The following is an 18,098-nucleotide window of genomic DNA, read 5'->3' as shown; positions in this document are numbered from 1 at the left end:
GCAGACAGGAGGCGGCGGCCCTCTGACGGAAGTCGTCGTGGAGAGTGATGCGATGAAGATCTTCGTGTTGGGCGGCGGCGTTATCGGGGTCACCACTGCCTATTATCTCGCTGAGGCCGGCCACGAGGTGACGGTGTTCGACCGCCAGAAAGGGCCGGCGCTGGAAACCAGCTTCGCCAACGCCGGCGAGATCTCGCCGGGCTATGCCTCGCCCTGGGCCGGTCCCGGCATCCCGCTGAAGGCAATCAAGTGGCTGTTGATGAAGCACGGCCCGCTGGTGGTGCGGCCGGCCTTCGATCCGTATATGTGGACATGGCTCATCAAGATGCTGCGCAATTGCACCGCGGATCGCTACGCCATCAACAAGGCGCGCATGGTGCCGCTCGCCGAATACAGCCGCGACACGCTGAAGGCGCTGCGCGAGGCGACCGGCATCGCTTATGATGAGCGGACCAAGGGCACGCTGCAGCTGTTTCGCACGCAAAAGCAGCTCGACGGCACCGGCGGCGATGTAGAGGTGCTGAAGAAATATGGCGTTCCCTACGAGTTGCTCGATCCCGAAGGCTGCATTGGGGCCGAGCCGGCGCTGGCCGGCGTGCGGGAAAAGTTTGTCGGCGGGCTGAGATTGCCCGGCGACGAAACTGGCGACTGCAAGATGTTCACCGATCGGCTGGCCGAGCTCTGCGTGGCGCGCGGCGTCACGTTCGAGTACGGTACGCAGATCCGGCGCTTCTCCAAGAACCGCAATCGCATCGTCAGCGTCGGCACCGACCAGCGCTCGCGCGCGGCCGACGCTTATGTGCTGGCGCTGGGCAGCTATTCGGCGCGCTTCATGCGCCTGCTCAGGCGCCCGATCCCGGTCTATCCGGTCAAGGGCTATTCGATCACCGTTCCGATCAAGGACGCGGTCGCCGCCCCGGTGTCGACGGTAATGGACGAAACCTACAAGGTGGCGATCACCAGGCTCGGCGACCGCATCCGCGTCGGCGGCACGGCGGAGATTTCCGGCTTCGATCTCAGGCTGCATGAATCGCGCCGGCGCACCCTCGAACATTCGGTCGGCGATCTGTTCCCGGATGGCGGCGACCTCAAGGCGGCGTCCTTCTGGTGCGGGCTGCGGCCGATGACGCCGGACGGGCCGCCGCTGGTCGGCCGCACCGAGTTCTCCAACCTCTATCTCAACACCGGGCACGGCACGCTTGGCTGGACCATGGCCTGCGGCTCGGCCAAGGTGCTGTCCGACATCATCTCCAGCAAGGTGCCTGATATCGATGTGCGGGAGCTGGGGCCGGAGCGGTATTTGAGGTAGGGGTGCTTTTTAAAGCTGGCGGGCCAGCACCCCCTCTGTCCTACCGGACAGAGGGGGTGTAAAGGATCGCTACAGAACGGCATTCCTTCAGCGTCGCCAGCCCCTCAAAACGCCTCCTTCACCCAACCCTTCGAGAACAGCCATCGGTAGGCCCACGGTATCGTCACCTTGGTCGATACCGGGTTCGAATGGGCGACATAGTCGTCATAGACCGGCTGCATCCTGGCGTAGAAGGCAGGGTCGAGCACCGTCATGCCGTTCTCCAGATCGTGGAAGAAACTGCGGTTGTTGAGATTGACCGACGAGATCGTCACCAGCCTTTCGTCGATCATCATGATCTTGGAGTGCAGCACGACATCGGGCGCCTTGAATTCGCGGATGTTGATGCGGTCGCCATATTTCTCGACGAACAGCTTGTTGAGCGCGGTCAGCAGCTTGCCGCCAATATCGCCCTTGAGGTCGATGCGGCCGACAATGTCGATCCTGACGCCGCGCGCCAGCGCCCGCTCGATGGCCAGGCTGAGCTTCGGCGTCAGATTAAGGTAGGGATTGACGATCTCGATATGGTGCCGGGCAGTGTCGATCAGCTCGACGAAATAGGTCTCGAGCGCATGGTTGTCCTCGTAGGGCACGGAAATGAAATGGCGCACCGTGCCCGGCAGGCGCCGGCTGTCGGAGCGCACCGGAATGGAGAAGGGTCTTGCGATGTTGGTGTCGGCGTCGCGCAGCCACAATGTCGAGAGATGCGCGGCCAGCGTCTCGACCGTGGCCGGGTCGGCAAACTCGATGTCGAAATCGCTCCAGTTCGAATAGTAGTTGAGCGAGAGGCCGTCGGTCTTGCCGTATTGCTCGAGGTTCGGATAGCGCGACAGGTCGATCGGCTTGTGGAACAGGAAGCCGTCATGAATGTTGCGGCCGCCGATGATGACGCGCGAGCGGGCTGGATCCTCGGCAAGTGTCGCCAGCATCTTGACGTGATGGGTCTTGTGCAGCTGTGACAGTTGCTCGTCGACCGGCGCGCCGTGGTCGGCCCGCCAACGATATTCCTGCAACTCGACATTGGGATAATCGGCCGCCAGCCGGTGCAGCAGGGCATCGTCCTTGTCGCGCTCCAGCACGTCTGTGACCATGATGCGCACTTTGGTGCCGAGGGCTGCGTGATGGCGGATCAGCCGCTCGATGACGCGGCCGGAAAAATCGGCCTTGAACTCCAGCGACGACAGATAGACCAGCTTGAGTTTCGGCGCGCGCGAGAAATCGAGCGGCAGTTCGGGGTCGGCCTTGTCAAAGGCGCTGTCGGGTAAAGGCGCGCCGAGCAGCGCTTCGACCTTGGCGTTGAAGCCGTCGCGCGACTTGCGTAACAGGCGCGGTGACCCGAGCGGCAGCGAACAGCTCTGCGACAGCCAGCGGCCGGCGTAGAAGACGCGGGCGAGTTCATCCAGGCCGGATGGACCGGGCACTGGACAACGCTCGTAGCGGCTGTCGAGCGCGGCTATCGCCGGATAGGCAACCTCTTCGCGCAGGATGGTGAGCGGGGCGCCTGCCGGCGCCAGACTGGAGCTGAGCTTGAGACTGCAGCGGTTCAAACCATCGCTGGGGAACAGGCTGGCGGTTTGCCCGGCCGACAGGCGGAGGCGGAAGGCGGCACCGCTCGCCACGCTGCGCGAGCCACCGCCGGCGCGAATCGCCAGCGCCCCGTCGCAGGCGCCCGATATCTCAACCGGCTGCTTTCCCGCCTGGCGCATCACGATCTCGATCGAGCGCGCCTGCAGGCCGGAAAAGCTGAACGTCTTGGCGCGGAGGGCCGCGCGGCGGCGTTGACATAGAGCGTCTGCCGCGACACGCGCCAACGGCCGTTGAAATGGCCTTCGCCGGCTGTGCCGCTCACTGCCGGCATCTGTTCGGCGGTAACCGGCTTCGCCAGCCGTTCCAGCGTCCGGTAGGTGGCCTGGAAATCGCGGTTGGCGATGGCGTGGCGGTCATGTCCGAACGGACCGGTGCCGTTCGCCCTGTCGATGGCCCCGATCTGGTTGTGGGCGAGCAGCGCCAGAAACTGCCTTTCATAGTCGCTGGCACCGGCATCGCCGAAAAACGCTGCTGCTGCAGTCTGCGGTCCGGGCGTGCCGGCCGATACCGACGGCCGGCCGCAATCCTTCGCATCGGGGAAGAAATCGCAGCTGTGCCGGATCGGGGCGGCGCAACCGGCAAGGGCCGCCAGCCCCAGCCCGGCCAAGGCCAGGCAGATGGCGCGGTTCATCCGGTCGCACCGTTCATCGTCTTCAGTTCAGCCGGATCGCGCGGCGGCAGGAAGCCATGCGGAAACACCTTGCAGACGGGAAGCGCGAAAGTGGCGATCAAAAGCTCGGCCTCGCCGCGCATCTTTTTCGGCGCTGTCTTGTCATCACGGATCGCCTTTGCCGAGGCGACGAGCGCGCCGTCGCAGTCGCAATGATTATGGCGCGCGATGTAGCAGGCGTCATGGATTTGGCAGGCGCTGTCGAGGCGATTGACAGGGCGAGCCGAGAGGTCGCCGGTGCGGGTGCCGGGACCGCAGTAATTGCCGAAGACGAAAGGCGACGGGCGGGCCATTGCGATACGGACCGGCTTGGGCAGTTCGGCTTCCGGAACTACGGTCCATGGATTGGCGCAGGCGGAAAGCGCGACAAGCGGCAAGATGGCGAGCACCGCTCGCATTTTGATCCGCACCAGCTTTGCAAAAAAGTGTCCCACCCGGCGCAGCCAATCCTTAATGATAGGCGACATCGCGCTTGTTGCCACACTGCCCGATTTTGTGGCGAGGGCAAGGCGGCGCGGCCATCAGACAAACAGCCCGCGCTCTCTCTCGACTGCCTTGGTGATGAAGTTGGCGACGATCTGCACGCGGCGCAGTGGCCGGACCGATTCATGATAGACCAGCCAGTAGGCGCGGCGGATCGGCGTCACGATGTTGACGGGGATCAGCTCCGGCATCGAGCGGGCGACAAAGGTGTGCAAGATGCCGATGCCGGCGCCCGACCGCACCGCTTCGGCCTGGCCCAGCGCTGAGGAGATGGCGAAGCTGGTGCGCCAGTCCGGGCTGAACTCCGCCGCATAGTCGAGCGACGGGCTGACGATCAGGTCTGGGACATAGCCGATCAGCGTATGCTGGCCGAGTTCGGCAGCGGTCTCGGGTAAGCCGTGCGCCTGCGCATAGTCCCGCGAGGCAAACAGGCCGAGGGTGTAGTCGACCAGCTTTCCCGCCACCAGCCTGCCTTCGCTCGGCCGCTCGATGGTGATGGCGATGTCGGCCTCGCGCCGCGACAGCGAGAAGGAACGCGGCACCGGCACCAGCTGGATGGTGAGTTCGCGGTGCAGCGCGGTCAGCGCGCCAAGACGCGTGGCGAGGAATGCGACGCCAAACCCGTCGGGGGCGCCGATGCGCACGGTGCCTGAGATATCGTCGCCGTCGCCCGACACGGCGGAGCGCGCGGCGATCATGTCGGCTTCCATGCGCTCGGCAATGTCGAGAAAGCGCTGGCCGGCCGGCGTCAGCTCGCTGCCGGTGGTAAGCCGGCGAAACAGTTTTGTCCGTAACGCATCCTCAAGCGCTGCGATGCGGCGCGAGACGGTGGCGTGATTGAGTTCCAGCCGCTTGGCGGCGCCAAGGATCTGCCCGGCGCGGGCCACGGCGAGGAAGATGCGGACGTCATCCCAGTTCATGGGGGTGGTCCGGGCTAGCGGCGAACGCGGCGTTCCCGCCCACCCCCCTCTGGCCTGCCGGCCATCTCCCCCGCAAGGAGGGAGATTGGCAGCTCCGCCACCTGCGTCTCTTTTGCTGCGTTGAAGATTTGCGAAGGCGGCGGCCACATCTGATCTCCCCCCTTGCGGGGGAGATGTCCGGCAGGACAGAGGGGGGTGTGACGGAGCGCAACCTTCGGGCCTTTCAGCAATCTGTAATTTGCGGCAATTAATGCACACTCGTCCTTCGTTGTCTATTTCTTGCACAACGGTTGCGTTTCCCCTCGCGTTGCCTTCGCGCCTGCAAAGGCGTTGAATGCTTCATCACAAACTCAGGGAGAGAAACCATGATCGAATACGGTCATTTCATCGGCGGCAAGCATGTCGCCGGGACCAGCGGGCGCAAGCAGGACGTCATGCAGCCCATGGACGGCTCGGTGCGCGGCACGGTGGCGCTGGCGTCGCCGGCGGAACTGCGTGCGGCTGTGCTGAACGCCAAGGAAGCACAGATCAAATGGGCTGCGACCAACCCGCAGCGGCGTGTGCGCGTGCTGATGAAGTTTCTTGAACTGGTTGCTCGCGACTATGACGAACTGGCCGATCTCCTGGCGCGCGAGCACGGCAAGACCATCGCCGACGCCAAGGGCGACATCCAGCGCGGCCTCGAAGTGGTCGAAGTCTGCATCGGTGCGCCTCACATGATGAAGGGCGAGTTCACCGACGGCGCCGGCCCCGGCATCGATGTCTATTCGATGCGCCAGCCGCTTGGCGTCGTTGCCGGCATCACCCCGTTCAATTTCCCGGCGATGATCCCGTTGTGGAAGATTGCCCCGGCGCTGGCCTGCGGCAACGCCTTTATCCTGAAGCCTTCCGAGCGTGACCCTGGCGTGCCGATGCGCATCGCCGAACTGTTCCTCGAGGCTGGCCTGCCGGCTGGCGTTCTCAACGTCGTCAATGGCGACAAGGATGTCGTCGACGCCATCCTCGACGATCCTGATATCAAGGCTATCGGCTTTGTCGGCTCGACGCCGATCGCGCATTACATCTACTCGCGCGGCACGGCCGCGGGAAAACGCGTGCAGTGCTTCGGCGGCGCCAAGAACCACATGATCATCATGCCCGATGCCGACATGGACCAGACCGTCGACGCGCTGATCGGCGCGGGCTACGGCTCGGCCGGCGAGCGCTGCATGGCGATCTCGGTTGCCGTTCCCGTCGGCAACGACACCGCCAACCGGCTGATGGAAAAGCTGATCCCGCGTGTCGAAAGCCTCAAGGTCGGCCCGTCGACGGATTCGTCCGCCGATTTCGGCCCGCTGGTGACGGCGCAGGCATTGGAACGCGTCAAGGGTTATGTCGACACCGGCGTCAAGGAAGGCGCCAAGCTGGTCGTCGATGGCCGCGGCTTCTCCATGCAGGGCTACGAGGATGGCTACTATATGGGCGGCTGCCTGTTCGACAATGTGACCGCTGACATGCGCATCTACAAGGAAGAGATCTTTGGTCCGGTGCTGTCGGTGGTGCGTGCGCCGACCTATGAGAGCGCCATCAAGCTCGCCAACGATCATGAGATGGGCAATGGCGTGGCCATCTTCACCCGTGACGGGGATGCTGCTCGTGATTTTGCTTCGCGCGTCCAGGTCGGCATGGTCGGCATCAACGTGCCGATCCCAGTTCCGATCGCTTACTACACGTTCGGCGGCTGGAAGGCGTCGTCCTTCGGCGACCTCAACCAGCATGGTCCGGACGCGTTCCGCTTCTACACCAAGACCAAGACGGTGACCTCGCGCTGGCCCTCCGGCGTCAAGGACGGTGCCGAGTTCGTCATCCCGACGATGAACTGACCGGACGATTTCGAAGATCGGCAAGAAGGCCCGGGTTCAACGTCCCGGGCCTTTCTTTGTACGAAACCGACATTGGCGATCACGTTCAAGCGATGGAACCAAGAGCCTGTCATCTGCCTTAAATTGCATTCCTGCCGTGTGCAGGCCATCAAAATAGCGCCGGTTGCAGCCGGGGTTCTCGTCTGGCGCAAGGAGGTGTCAGATGACACGACGTCTTGTGGCGGCGATATTCTTTGCGGTGTTCGCGATGTCCGGCATCGCCGAGGCCAAAGCCGATCAATGCGCGGCGCGGACCGACTTGGTCAAGGCGCTCGGCGAGAAGTTCCACGAAAACCAAGCCGCTCGTGGCCTGGTGAACCCGAATGTGGTGCTTGAGATATTCGTCTCCGACCAGGGCACCTGGACCATCCTGGCCACCGACACACACGGCCAAAGCTGCATCATCACGGCTGGCGAAGGCTGGGACGGGGCGACCATGGCCGCAGTCTTGCCGGGCACCTGATAAAGACCGGTCGGAAGTCTGGAGCAGAGACGGAGTTCAGCGTGTGGCGGCCACTTCGGCATGGCCGCGCAGGAGTGCCATAAGGCGTTTGGCGTCCTTGGCGGCAGCCTCTTCGTCACCAGCCAGGATCGAGCGGATTAGCGCGACGTGGTGCTCAGCCGATTCGGCCAGTCCTGTGTCGGCCCTGTAGCGGAACCAGAAGCGGCGGCTGTGGGTCTGCAGGGGCGCGGCCAGACGGGCCGCAAACGGGTTGTCGGCGGCCATCGCCAAGGCCTCGTCGAGCGCCTTGTCGGCCTGGATGAAGGCCAGCACATTGCCCGAGATGACGGCCTTCTGCATGGCAAGGGCTGCCTCATGAAACAGGTCGGCGGCCTCACGGGTGACGAAGCGGGCGGCCGAGCGCGCCAGCACCACCTCGACGCCGCGCCTGGCATCCAGCACGCGCAGCCAGTCGCCGGGATGAAGCGGGGCAATGGCGATGCCGGCGCGTGGCCTGACATCCAGCAGTCCTTCCCAGGCGAGGCGCTGGATCGCTTCGCGCACCGGCGTGCGTCCTAGCGCCAGCTTCTCGATGAGGGCGCCTTCGGTGACAAAGCTCGCCGGCGCCAGTTCCAACGTCACGATCATATGCTCGAGTACATGGTAGGCCTTGGCGGCGGCCGGCTCGGGGTATGCTGTCTCACTGGATATCAAAGGTGGGCTCCTGATATATCTCACATATATCATAACGAATTCCGCGTTGACAGCCGGTTTTCAAATAGATATACGGCTGATATATCAGATGGAGAGACGATCATGTGGACCGGAGTTTTCCCCGCCGTCACGACCAAGTTTACTGATGACGACCGCCTCGATCATGCCGAGATGGAGCGCTGCTTTGCTTTGCAGATGGAGGCAGGCTGCGACGGTATCATCGTCTGCGGTTCGCTCGGCGAAGGGCCGATGCTGTCGCATGACGAGAAGATCGAGGTGCTGAAGACTGCCCAGAAAGTTGCAGGCAACAAGCCGGTGCTGCTGACGGTCAACGAGGCGGGCACCCGCGAGGCGGCGAGCATCGCAAAGCGCGCGAGCCGGGAAGGCGCCAACGGGCTGATGGTGGTACCGAGCCCGATCTATCACACCAACCCGGAAGAGACGGTCGCCGCCTTGCGCGCCGTCGCTCAGGCCGGCGACCTGCCGGTGATGATCTACTCCAACCGCCTCGCCTACCGCGTCGACGTCACCGTCGACCAGATGGAGGAACTGGCCGCCGACAAGCGCTTCGTCGCCATCAAGGAGTCCTCCGACGACATCCGCCGCTCGACAGAGATCATCAACCGCTTCGGCGACCGCTACGATTTGTTCACCGGCGTCGACAATCTCGCCTTCGAGGCGCTGTCGGTGGGCGCCATCGGCTGGGTGGCGGGTCTGGTCGTCGCCTTCCCGCGCGAGACCGTCGCCATCTACCAGCTGATGAAGCAGGGCCGCCGCGAGGAGGCGCTTTCGATCTACCGCTGGTTCCGGCCGCTGCTCGATCTCGATGTCTCGACCTATCTGGTCCAAAACATCAAGCTTGCCGAAGTGCTCGCGATCGACACAAATGACCGCGTGCGCATGCCGCGCCAGCCGCTGTCGGGCGAGCGCCGCAAAGCGGTCGAGAAGATCGTCAAGGACGCGCTGGCGGTACGGCCGAAGCTGCCGCAGTTCTGAAGGCTTTCTTCTCCCCGTGCACGTGCACGGGGAGAAGATGGCGGCAGCCAGATGAGGGGCAGCGCCGACGTGCAAGGAAATTCCAGGGACACAGAGGAGGGCCGCCGCCCCTCATCCGCCCTTCGGGCCCCGCAGCCCTTCGCTGGCGCTCCGGGCGTTCGTCGTTCGGAAAGCCAAGCAGTCGGCTTTTCCACCGCTTCGCGGACCACTCCTCACCCCCGTGAACGGGGAGAAGGGGTAGATATCGCCATTGTCGGTGGCGGCATTGTCGGCATCTGCGCGGCGGCCATGCTGGCCGAGGCCGGGCGCAGCGTCACGGTCTTCGACCGCACCGGCATCTGCGAGGAGACGAGCTCCGGCAATGCCGCCGCCTTCGCCTTCTCCGACGTGCTGCCGCTGGCGCATAAGGGCATGATGCGGCACTTGCCGAAATGGCTTGCCGATCCGCTCGGGCCACTCAGCATCCCGCCAGCCTATCTGCCGAAACTGTTGCCTTGGCTGTTCCGCTTCTGGCGCGCCGGCGCACCGGCAAAATATGAGGCGAGCCTTGCTGCTCAGGCAGACATGATGAAGCTCGCCGAGGCCGAATGGATGGGACTGCTCGACCGTTCCGGCACGCGGCCGATGCTGCGCGAGGACGGTTCGCTGGAACTTTATGAAAGCGAGGCCGAGTTTCAGGCCGGGCTGCCGGGCTGGGCGGCGCGCCAGCGCTTCGGCATCGACTTTCGCCATGTCGAAGGCGACGAACTGGCGCGGCTGCAGCCGGGACTGTCGCCGCGCTTCATCAAGGGCACCTTCGTGCCGGGCTGGAAGACCGTCGCCGATCCGAAACTGCTCGGCAAGGCGGTGTGGGCCTATGCCGAAGGGTTGGGCGCGCGTTTCGAAAAGGCGCGCATAGAGCGCGTCGCCGCCAAACCTGATGGCGCGACGCTGACGCTGACCGACGGCACGACCAGGCAGGCAAGACATCTTGTCGTGGCCGCCGGGGCATGGTCGCATCTGCTGGCGAAGGCGCTTGGCGACACCATCCCGCTCGAAACCGAGCGCGGCTACAACACCACACTGCCGAAGACCGCTTTCGACGTGCAGCGAATGCTGATCTTTTCCGGCCATGGCTTCGTCATCACGCCACTCGACACGGGCTTGCGCGTCGGCGGCGCCGTCGAGTTGGGCGGTCTCGACCGGCCGCCGAATTTTGCGCGCTCGAAGGCCATGCTGGAAAAAGCCAGACAGTTCCTTCCGGGGTTGGACGCGTCAGGCGGCCGCGAGTGGATGGGCTATCGCCCGTCGCTGCCGGATTCGCTGCCGGTGATCGGCACGGCGCGAACCGCGCCCAACATTGTCTACGCCTTCGGCCATGGCCATCTCGGCCTGACCCAGGCGGCGGCCACCGGCCGCTTGATCCGCGATCTTGTTCTCGGGCAGACTTCGCCGATCGATCTTGCCCCCTTCAGCCCGCAACGGTTTTGAGTCCGAGGAAATCATGGCCAAAAAATCCTTCTTTTGCATCGACGGCCATACCTGCGGCAATCCGGTGCGGCTGGTCGCCGGCGGCGGTCCCTTGCTCGAGGGTTCGACGATGATGGAGCGGCGGGCGCATTTCCTGGCGGAGTATGACTGGATCCGCACCGGGCTGATGTTCGAGCCACGCGGCCACGACGTCATGTCGGGCTCGATCCTCTATCCGCCGACGCGCGAGGATTGCGACATAGCCATCCTGTTCATCGAGACGTCGGGCTGCCTGCCGATGTGCGGCCACGGCACGATCGGCACGGTGACGATGGCCATCGAACATGGGCTGATCAAGCCGAAGACACCCGGCGTGCTCCGGCTCGACACACCGGCCGGGCTGGTTATCGCCGAATACAAACAGGTCGGCGACTATGTCGAGGAGGTGCGCATCACCAATGTACCGTCCTTCCTTTATGCCGAGGGACTGACGGTCGACTGCCCGCAGCTTGGCGAGATCACTGTCGATGTCGCCTATGGCGGCAATTTCTACGCCATCGTCGAGCCGCAGGCGAATTTTCGCGACATGGCTGATTATTCCGCCGGCGATTTCATCGCCTGGAGCCCTGTGGTGCGGCAGCGGCTTAACGAGAAGTACTCGTTCGTGCATCCGGAAAACCCCGGCATCAACCGGCTGTCCCACATGCTGTGGACGGGCAAGCCGACGGTGGAGGGGGCCGACGCACGCAACGCCGTCTTCTATGGCGACAAGGCGATCGACCGTTCACCTTGCGGCACCGGCACCTCGGCGCGCATGGCGCAGCTCCATGCCAAGGGCAAGCTCAAGGCCGGCGACAGTTTTGTCCACGAATCGATCATCGGCTCGCTGTTCAAGGGCAAGGTCGAGAAGGACGTCACTGTTGCCGGCAAGCCGGCCATCATTCCCTCGATCGGCGGCTGGGCGCGGATGACCGGCCTGAACACCATATTCATCGACGACCGCGATCCGTTCGCGCACGGTTTTGTGGTTAAGTGATACGGTAGGCTGCCGATCATCCACCGAGACGAAGACTTGGACCCAGAGCGGGACCTCTTGGCGAAACCAGTCAGCGAAAGGTTAGCGCGTTGGGCGAGGCATCCACCGCCATAGTCGGAAGTAACCCATGTTGCAGCTGGTCAGTACGGAATGTGGCTAAAAAACGAAACCCGCCAACAACGCAAAGATTCGTCTCATCACCTAATTTTGACCGGGATTTCTTCGAAATGAGGTCGCTGGTCCGGCTGAATCGTCAAAGACATTGCGTTATGCCAATGATAGGGTCCGCGATAGTCCAGGGGTCGGGAGCAAAAAAACGGGCAATCGGAAGGCGTGCCGGCAAAACACGCTCGACGTTTGAAAAATCACGTTGCAATCCGGGCTCGAAACTTTACGACTAGGGGAAATACGAAAAGGAATGCGTCTGCATGGGCGACATTCCAGGGGAGCCATGTACACATGCAGTACTTTGTCCAGCAGCTTATCAATGGGCTGACGCTGGGATCGATCTATGGGCTGATCGCAATCGGCTACACGATGGTCTACGGCATCATCGGCATGATCAACTTCGCCCACGGCGACATTTTCATGGTCGGGGCATTCGCCGCCCTCGTTGTCTTCCTCATCCTCGGCTCCTTGTTCTATTCGGTCCCGGTCGTCCTGGCGCTGCTGATCATGATGATCGTGGCGATGCTGCTCACCAGCCTCTACAACTGGACGATCGAGAAGGTGGCGTACCGGCCGCTGCGCGGTTCGTTCCGGCTGGCGCCGCTGATCACCGCCATAGGCATGTCGATCGCGCTGTCGAACTTCATCCAGGTGACGCAGGGCCCGCGCAACAAGCCGATCCCGCCGATGGTCAGCCAGGTCTACAACATCAACGGCATCAGCGTGTCGCTGAAGCAGATCATCATCGTCGTCGTCACCGCCCTGCTGCTGGCGCTGTTCTGGTACCTGGTCAACAGGACTTCCCTCGGCCGGGCGCAAAGGGCGTGCGAGCAGGACCGCAAGATGGCGGCGCTGCTCGGTGTCGATGTCGACCGTACGATCTCGATCACCTTTATCATGGGTGCAGCGCTTGCGGCCGTCGCGGGCACGTTGTTCCTGATGTATTACGGCGTCATCGCCTTTTCCGACGGCTTTGTGCCGGGGGTCAAGGCCTTCACCGCGGCCGTTCTCGGCGGCATCGGGTCTCTGCCGGGCGCGGTGCTTGGCGGGCTTTTGATCGGCTTCATCGAGAGCATGTGGTCGGCGTATTTCTCGATCGACTACAAGGACGTCGCGGCGTTCTCGATCCTGGCGATCGTGCTGATCTTCCTGCCTTCCGGCATTTTGGGCCGGCCAGAAGTCGAAAAGGTCTGAGACAATGGCGGTTTCCGTATCCTCGGAGCGCGACACCGTCGCCTCCCCCGTGCAGCGTGCATTGCGCGAAGCGTTCTATGCCGGCGCCATCTCGCTGGGGTTGTTCATTCTCTTCATCGGCCTGAAGACCGACCAGAACATAAGCAACCAGCTGATCCTGGTGCAGCGCTGGTTGCTGCTCATCACCGTGGTCGTGCTGACCATGCTTGGCCGCTTCTTCTACATTGCATATGGCCAGCCGTTCATGGCCAATCAGAAGATCACCAATGTCGCCACCGGCCTGTTGCCGGCGAGCGTCGCGTCGCGCTTCTTCCTGCTTCCGGCCTTCATCGTCGCCGTCGTGCTGGCGGTTGTCCTGGTTGCGTTCGGCAGCGCCCTGCCGGTGTTGGTGGGACCCGATCTGGCCGGCTACCTTCAGTTCCTGCGCGCATTGGCCGTCATTTACGCGCTCGCTTGCGTGATCTTCTATTTCCGCTCCTTCATCCACGCCAATTTCACCAAGCTCGGGATTGCGGCGCTGGTGCTATACCCGATCCTCGTCGTCGTGGTGCTGTCGATCTACGCGTGGTCGATAACCGGCGGCCTGCAGGGCTCGTTGAAGTGGGTCGACAATTTCGGCATCCAGATCCTGATCTATGTGATGCTGGCCTGGGGGCTGAACATCGTCGTCGGCCTCGCCGGCCTGCTCGATCTCGGCTACGTCGCCTTTTACGCGGTCGGCGCCTATGCCTATGCGTTGCTCGGTTCGCAATACGGCCTGTCGTTCTGGATCCTGCTGCCCGCCGCCGGCGCCATGGCCGCCTTCTGGGGCGTTATGCTCGGCTTTCCGGTGCTCAGGCTTCGTGGCGATTACCTGGCGATCGTGACGCTGGCCTTCGGCGAGATCATCCGCCTGGTGCTGATCAACTGGCGTGAAGTCACCAACGGCTCGGCCGGCATCTCCGGCATCCCGAAGGTCACCTTCTTCGGCCTGATGACGTTTAATTCGACCGACCCGAACTATATCGGCAAGGTGCTGCACATCGCCCAGTCAAGCGCCTACTACAAGATCTTCCTCTACTATCTCATTCTCGGGCTGGCGCTGCTGACCGCCTTCGTCACCATCAGGCTCAGGCGCATGCCTGTCGGCCGCGCCTGGGAGGCGCTGCGCGAGGACGAGATTGCCTGCCGCTCGCTTGGCATCAACACCACCACCACCAAGCTCACCGCCTTTGCCACCGGCGCCATGTTCGGCGGTTTTGCCGGCGCCTTCTTCGCCGCACGGCAAGGCTTCGTCAGCCCTGAATCCTTCGTCTTCCTCGAATCGGCGATCATCCTGGCCATCGTGGTGCTCGGCGGCATGGGCTCGCTGGTCGGCATCGCGGTCGCCGCGCTGGTGATGATCGGCGGCACCGAGGCGCTGCGCGAACTCGATTTCCTGAAAAGTGTCTTCGGAAAAGATTTCACCCCGGAGCTTTACCGCATGCTTTTGTTCGGCATGGCGATGGTCATCGTCATGCTGTGGAAGCCGCGCGGCTTTGTCGGCAGCCGTGAACCGACGGCATTCCTCAGTGAACGAAAAGCGGTCTCCGCCTCCTTCACCAAGGAAGGGCACGGCTGATGAGCGCGACCTCCATTCAGAAGACCAATCCGGGTATGAAAGACGCCATCCTCCAGGTCGAGCATCTTTCGATGAAGTTCGGCGGCCTGATCGCCATCGGCGACCTGTCGTTCCAGGCCAAGCGCGGCGAGATCACCGCTCTGATCGGACCCAATGGCGCCGGCAAGACCACCGTCTTCAATTGCATCACCGGCTTCTACAAGCCGTCGGAAGGCATGATTACGCTCAACCGGGCCGACGGCTCGAGCTTCCTGCTCGAACGGCTGCCCAATCATGAGATCCCGGCGCGCGCCAAGGTGGCGCGCACCTTCCAGAACATCCGCCTGTTCTCGGGCATGACGCTGCTGGAGAATCTGCTGGTTGCCCAGCACAACAAGCTGATGAAGGCATCCGGCTACACGATCCTGGGCCTGTTCGGGATCGGCGGCTACCGCAGAGCCTCGGCTGAATCGGTGGAGCTTGCCAAGCACTGGCTGGAGAAGGCCGACCTTGTCGATCGCGCCGACGATCCGGCCGGCGACCTGCCCTATGGCGCGCAGCGGCGCCTCGAGATTGCGCGCGCCATGTGCACTGGGCCCGAACTTCTGTGCCTCGACGAGCCTGCGGCCGGTCTCAATCCGAAGGAGTCGGCTGCGCTGAATTCGCTGCTGATGGACATCAAGAGCAGTACCTCGATCCTGCTGATCGAACATGACATGTCGGTGGTCATGCAGATTTCCGACCATGTCGTGGTGCTTGAATATGGCCGCAAGATTTCCGACGGCAGCCCGCAATCGGTGCGTACCGACCCGCGCGTCATCGCCGCCTATCTCGGCGTCGACGACGAGGAGGTCGAGACGGTGCTGACCGAGGTCGGCGATGAAGACGTCATCGAGCAGCTGGACATCGGGCCGGATTCGGCTCACGGACCAGGCACATCGTCTTCCTATCTCGCCGGCCCGGTAAGCGACACGATCGGCCACAGCCAGGGCGAGCGGGTCACAGTGTCGAAGGGAGCTTCAAAGGCCACCCAATACGATACAAGAGCCAACTCCGCGCCAAGAGCACCGTCCGAGCGTCTAACGGCCAAGTCCAAACCGGCGGCCACCAAATCCCCGACAGGCAAGCCGCGCGGAGGGCGTAAGTGATGGCCGAGACAACGCTGCTCGACATCAAGGGCGTCGAGACCTACTACGGCAACATCAAGGCGCTGAACGGCGTCGATGTCCACGTCAACCAGGGCGAGATCGTCGCGCTGATCGGCGCCAACGGCGCCGGCAAGTCGACGCTGATGATGACCATCTTCGGTGCGCCGCGCGCTCGTGCCGGCTCAATCACTTTCGCCGGCACCGACATCACCCAGATGCCGACGCACGAGATCGCCCGCATGCGCATTGCGCAGTCGCCGGAAGGCAGGCGCATTTTCCCGCGCATGACGGTGATGGAAAACCTGCAGATGGGCGCCGGTCTCGACAATCTCAAGCACTATGACGAAGATGCTGAGAAGGTGTTCGCGCTGTTCCCGCGCCTCAAGGAGCGCATTGCCCAGCGCGGCGGCACGCTGTCGGGCGGTGAGCAGCAGATGCTGTCGATCGGACGTGCGCTGATGGCGCGGCCTAAGCTGCTGTTGCTCGACGAGCCGTCGCTGGGTCTGGCGCCGCTGATCGTCAAGCAGATCTTCGATGCCATCCGCGAGCTGAACCGCACGCAAGGGCTGACCGTGTTCCTGGTCGAGCAGAACGCCTTCGGTGCGCTCAAGCTCGCCACGCGCGGCTATGTCATGGTCAACGGCAACGTGACCATGAGCGGCACAGGCAAGGAATTGCTCGCCAATCCGGAAGTGCGGGCGGCCTATCTCGAAGGCGGCCATCACTGATTTTGGAGCGGAATGTATGCATACGGTATTCCGCTCCAACTTGTTTGTTTGTCGCATGACCTTTGTCCGAAAAGTCTGCAACTTTTCGGGATCATGCTAGGGAGTCTTCATCATGCAAGGCATTCTTCACGAGGAACCTTCCATCTGGCAGTTCTTCTTCGTCACCTGTCTGCTCGGCGGCTGGGCGGCATGGATGACCGGCAAGGCCAGCGCCCAGACATGGCGCAGCCTGCCGGCGCTGTTCGCCTATCTGCTGGGCCTCGGCATCGGCATCAGGTTCATCCATCATGCCTTGTTCGGCGGCACGATGTTTTCGCTACAATACTATGTCGTGGACACAATCGTGCTCATGATATTGGGGTTTGTCGGCTATCAATACACGCGTACGAACCAGATGGTGACGCAGTATAATTGGCTTTACGAACGGGCTTCGATCTTAAGCTGGAAACCGAAAGGTTGACGTTCATCATTAACGCCGTTCCGGGGATGAATCGGCGTGACAAGGGCCTGAAAATCGGCAAAGTACGCTTTCTGCGATAAGGGTGGGCATCGCATGAAAGTTTCATCCACGCCCACCTCGTAAATGGGAGCGTTTAAATGAAGAAATCACTTTTGTCCGCCGTTGCCCTGACCGCGCTTGTCGCGTTCGGTGGCAATGCATGGGCTGACGTTATCGTCGGCGTCGCAGGTCCGATCACCGGTCCGAATGCGGCCTTCGGTGCGCAGCTGCAGAAGGGTGCGGAAGCGGCCGTTGCCGACATCAACGCAGCAGGCGGCATGAACGGCGAGCAGATCAAGCTCGAAGTCGGCGACGACGTCTCCGATCCGAAGCAGGGCATTTCGGTCGGCAACAAGTTCGTCGGCGACGGCGTGAAGTTCGTGATCGGCCACTTCAACTCGGGCGTCTCGATCCCGGTTTCGCAGGAAGTCTACGTCGACAACAACATCGTCGAAGTGACGCCTGCGGCGACCAACCCGAAATTCACCGAGCGCGGCCTGTGGAACGTGTTCCGCACCTGCGGACGCGATGACCAGCAGGGCGGCATCGCCGGCGGCTATATCGCGACCAACTTCAAGGACGCCAAGGTTGCCGTCATCCACGACAAGACCCCCTATGGTCAGGGCCTTGCCGACGAGACCAAGAAGGCGATGAACGCAGCCGGCCTGACCGAAGTCATGTACGAAGGCGTCAATGTCGGCGACAAGGACTTCTCGGCGCTGATTGCCAAGATGAAGGATGCCGGTGTTACCCTGATCTATTGGGGCGGCCTGCATACCGAAGCCGGCCTGATCATCCGCCAGTCGGCGGACCAGGGCCTCAAGGCTACCCTGATGTCGGGCGACGGCATCGTCACCGACGAGCTGGCTGCGATCGCCGGCGATGCGGTTATCGGCACGCTCAACACCTTCGGTCCCGATCCGCGCCTGATCCCGGAGAACAAGGCACTGGTCGAGAAGTTCCGCGCTCAGGGCTTCGAGCCGGAAGCCTACACTCTCTACTCCTACGCCGCCATGCAGGTGATCGCCGAGGCTGCTGCCGTGGCCAAGTCGAACGACCCCGTGGAAGTGGCCAAGGCGCTGCACGAGAAGGGTCCGTTCAAGACCGTTCTGGGCGATCTCGCCTATGACGCGAAGGGCGATCCGAAGCTCCCGGGCTACATCATGTACGAATGGAAGAAGGGTCCGGACGGCAAGATCTCCTGGTTCCCGAAGTCGTAATTCGGGACACAGCTCT

Annotated in this window: 16 protein-coding genes and 1 pseudogene; 12 read left to right on the top strand and 5 right to left on the bottom strand. The window is 62.8% G+C overall.

Features of this window, described 5'->3' with window-relative positions; all coding sequences use genetic code 11:
* The first annotated feature begins 52 nt into the window (after positions 1-52).
* Positions 53-1,309, top strand: coding sequence for a D-amino acid dehydrogenase (locus NKI96_RS17960; protein WP_023668705.1), 1,257 nt, complete (start codon positions 53-55; stop codon positions 1,307-1,309).
* Positions 1,310-1,413: 104 nt separating this feature from the next.
* Here NKI96_RS17960 and NKI96_RS17955 read toward each other — a convergent pair whose 3' ends face one another.
* From NKI96_RS17955 to NKI96_RS17940, 4 genes are all read right to left on the bottom strand, one after another.
* Positions 1,414-3,054 (bottom strand): phospholipase D-like domain-containing protein, encoded by a 1,641-nt coding sequence (locus NKI96_RS17955; RefSeq protein ID WP_352805423.1) that lies wholly within the window; start codon positions 3,052-3,054, stop codon positions 1,414-1,416.
* Positions 3,054-3,566, bottom strand: coding sequence for a hypothetical protein (locus NKI96_RS17950; protein WP_352805421.1), 513 nt, complete (start codon positions 3,564-3,566; stop codon positions 3,054-3,056). Before NKI96_RS17950 ends, NKI96_RS17955 begins: the two co-directional genes overlap by 1 nt.
* Positions 3,563-4,003 carry a phospholipase A2 family protein gene (locus NKI96_RS17945; protein ID WP_023728660.1) on the bottom strand — a complete coding sequence of 147 codons (441 nt, stop codon included), beginning with the start codon at positions 4,001-4,003 and terminating at the stop codon, positions 3,563-3,565. Before NKI96_RS17945 ends, NKI96_RS17950 begins: the two co-directional genes overlap by 4 nt.
* A 123-nt stretch (positions 4,004-4,126) precedes the next feature.
* Positions 4,127-5,008 (bottom strand): LysR family transcriptional regulator, encoded by an 882-nt coding sequence (locus tag NKI96_RS17940; RefSeq protein WP_352805419.1) that lies wholly within the window; start codon positions 5,006-5,008, stop codon positions 4,127-4,129.
* 365 nt (positions 5,009-5,373) lie between these two features.
* Between NKI96_RS17940 and NKI96_RS17935 the strand changes: the two genes are divergently transcribed.
* Together NKI96_RS17935 and NKI96_RS17930 are read left to right on the top strand one after the other, a co-directional pair.
* Positions 5,374-6,870, top strand: coding sequence for a CoA-acylating methylmalonate-semialdehyde dehydrogenase (locus NKI96_RS17935; RefSeq protein ID WP_023684131.1), 1,497 nt, complete (start codon positions 5,374-5,376; stop codon positions 6,868-6,870).
* Positions 6,871-7,072: 202 nt separating this feature from the next.
* Positions 7,073-7,372: a hypothetical protein gene (locus tag NKI96_RS17930; RefSeq protein ID WP_023684132.1), complete on the top strand. Its 300-nt coding sequence runs from the start codon at positions 7,073-7,075 to the stop codon at positions 7,370-7,372.
* Positions 7,373-7,408: 36 nt separating this feature from the next.
* Here NKI96_RS17930 and NKI96_RS17925 read toward each other — a convergent pair whose 3' ends face one another.
* A complete protein-coding gene (locus NKI96_RS17925) occupies positions 7,409-8,098 on the bottom strand; it encodes a GntR family transcriptional regulator (protein ID WP_050589759.1) in 690 nt (229 codons plus the stop codon).
* A gap of 69 nt (positions 8,099-8,167) precedes the next feature.
* Between NKI96_RS17925 and NKI96_RS17920 the strand changes: the two genes are divergently transcribed.
* The 9 genes and pseudogenes from NKI96_RS17920 (at position 8,168) to NKI96_RS17880 (ending at position 18,082) form a co-directional block, all read left to right on the top strand.
* A complete protein-coding gene (locus tag NKI96_RS17920; protein WP_023700249.1) occupies positions 8,168-9,061 on the top strand; it encodes a dihydrodipicolinate synthase family protein in 894 nt (297 codons plus the stop codon).
* A gap of 51 nt (positions 9,062-9,112) precedes the next feature.
* Positions 9,113-10,531 (top strand): NAD(P)/FAD-dependent oxidoreductase, encoded by a 1,419-nt coding sequence (locus tag NKI96_RS17915; protein WP_280940085.1) that lies wholly within the window; start codon positions 9,113-9,115, stop codon positions 10,529-10,531.
* 13 nt (positions 10,532-10,544) lie between these two features.
* Complete coding sequence (locus tag NKI96_RS17910; protein WP_023755542.1) at positions 10,545-11,546, top strand: 4-hydroxyproline epimerase; 1,002 nt, start codon at positions 10,545-10,547, stop codon at positions 11,544-11,546.
* A gap of 459 nt (positions 11,547-12,005) precedes the next feature.
* Positions 12,006-12,908, top strand: a complete 903-nt coding sequence (locus tag NKI96_RS17905) for a branched-chain amino acid ABC transporter permease (RefSeq protein ID WP_023668715.1) — start codon at positions 12,006-12,008, stop codon at positions 12,906-12,908.
* A 4-nt stretch (positions 12,909-12,912) separates the two neighbouring features.
* Positions 12,913-14,508 carry a high-affinity branched-chain amino acid ABC transporter permease LivM gene (gene livM / locus NKI96_RS17900; protein WP_023829295.1) on the top strand — a complete coding sequence of 532 codons (1,596 nt, stop codon included), beginning with the start codon at positions 12,913-12,915 and terminating at the stop codon, positions 14,506-14,508.
* Positions 14,508-15,614, top strand: a pseudogene (locus NKI96_RS17895) (ABC transporter ATP-binding protein); the annotation flags it as partial. The gene livM and the pseudogene NKI96_RS17895, both read left to right, overlap by 1 nt.
* A 20-nt stretch (positions 15,615-15,634) precedes the next feature.
* Complete coding sequence (locus tag NKI96_RS17890; protein ID WP_023668718.1) at positions 15,635-16,363, top strand: ABC transporter ATP-binding protein; 729 nt, start codon at positions 15,635-15,637, stop codon at positions 16,361-16,363.
* Positions 16,364-16,475: 112 nt separating this feature from the next.
* Entirely contained in the window at positions 16,476-16,823 is a 348-nt protein-coding gene (locus NKI96_RS17885) for a DUF6867 family protein (protein ID WP_023668719.1), read from the top strand.
* Between the two features lie 137 nt (positions 16,824-16,960).
* Positions 16,961-18,082, top strand: coding sequence for a branched-chain amino acid ABC transporter substrate-binding protein (locus tag NKI96_RS17880; RefSeq protein WP_023668720.1), 1,122 nt, complete (start codon positions 16,961-16,963; stop codon positions 18,080-18,082).
* Positions 18,083-18,098 lie beyond the last annotated feature (16 nt).

Source organism: Mesorhizobium sp. M0292, assembly GCF_040321695.1.
In the GTDB taxonomy this organism is placed as follows: Bacteria; Pseudomonadota; Alphaproteobacteria; order Rhizobiales; family Rhizobiaceae; genus Mesorhizobium.
This window is presented reverse-complemented; position numbering and strand designations above follow the sequence as displayed.

What these genes read in the sequence shown, in the direction of transcription:
- NKI96_RS17955 (WP_352805423.1), bottom strand. Translation starts at nt 3,054, where the DNA reads ATGCGCCAGGCGGGAAAGCAGCCGGTTGAGATATCGGGCGCCTGCGAC.
- NKI96_RS17945 (WP_023728660.1), bottom strand. Translation starts at nt 4,003, where the DNA reads ATGCGAGCGGTGCTCGCCATCTTGCCGCTTGTCGCGCTTTCCGCCTGC.
- NKI96_RS17880 (WP_023668720.1), top strand. Translation starts at nt 16,961, where the DNA reads ATGAAGAAATCACTTTTGTCCGCCGTTGCCCTGACCGCGCTTGTCGCG.
- NKI96_RS17940 (WP_352805419.1), bottom strand. Translation starts at nt 5,008, where the DNA reads ATGAACTGGGATGACGTCCGCATCTTCCTCGCCGTGGCCCGCGCCGGG.
- NKI96_RS17925 (WP_050589759.1), bottom strand. Translation starts at nt 8,098, where the DNA reads ATGATATATGTGAGATATATCAGGAGCCCACCTTTGATATCCAGTGAG.
- livM (WP_023829295.1), top strand. Translation starts at nt 12,913, where the DNA reads ATGGCGGTTTCCGTATCCTCGGAGCGCGACACCGTCGCCTCCCCCGTG.
- NKI96_RS17915 (WP_280940085.1), top strand. Translation starts at nt 9,113, where the DNA reads ATGAGGGGCAGCGCCGACGTGCAAGGAAATTCCAGGGACACAGAGGAG.
- NKI96_RS17885 (WP_023668719.1), top strand. Translation starts at nt 16,476, where the DNA reads ATGCAAGGCATTCTTCACGAGGAACCTTCCATCTGGCAGTTCTTCTTC.
- NKI96_RS17910 (WP_023755542.1), top strand. Translation starts at nt 10,545, where the DNA reads ATGGCCAAAAAATCCTTCTTTTGCATCGACGGCCATACCTGCGGCAAT.
- NKI96_RS17905 (WP_023668715.1), top strand. Translation starts at nt 12,006, where the DNA reads ATGCAGTACTTTGTCCAGCAGCTTATCAATGGGCTGACGCTGGGATCG.
- NKI96_RS17930 (WP_023684132.1), top strand. Translation starts at nt 7,073, where the DNA reads ATGACACGACGTCTTGTGGCGGCGATATTCTTTGCGGTGTTCGCGATG.
- NKI96_RS17950 (WP_352805421.1), bottom strand. Translation starts at nt 3,566, where the DNA reads ATGAACCGCGCCATCTGCCTGGCCTTGGCCGGGCTGGGGCTGGCGGCC.
- NKI96_RS17935 (WP_023684131.1), top strand. Translation starts at nt 5,374, where the DNA reads ATGATCGAATACGGTCATTTCATCGGCGGCAAGCATGTCGCCGGGACC.
- NKI96_RS17960 (WP_023668705.1), top strand. Translation starts at nt 53, where the DNA reads ATGAAGATCTTCGTGTTGGGCGGCGGCGTTATCGGGGTCACCACTGCC.
- NKI96_RS17920 (WP_023700249.1), top strand. Translation starts at nt 8,168, where the DNA reads ATGTGGACCGGAGTTTTCCCCGCCGTCACGACCAAGTTTACTGATGAC.
- NKI96_RS17890 (WP_023668718.1), top strand. Translation starts at nt 15,635, where the DNA reads ATGGCCGAGACAACGCTGCTCGACATCAAGGGCGTCGAGACCTACTAC.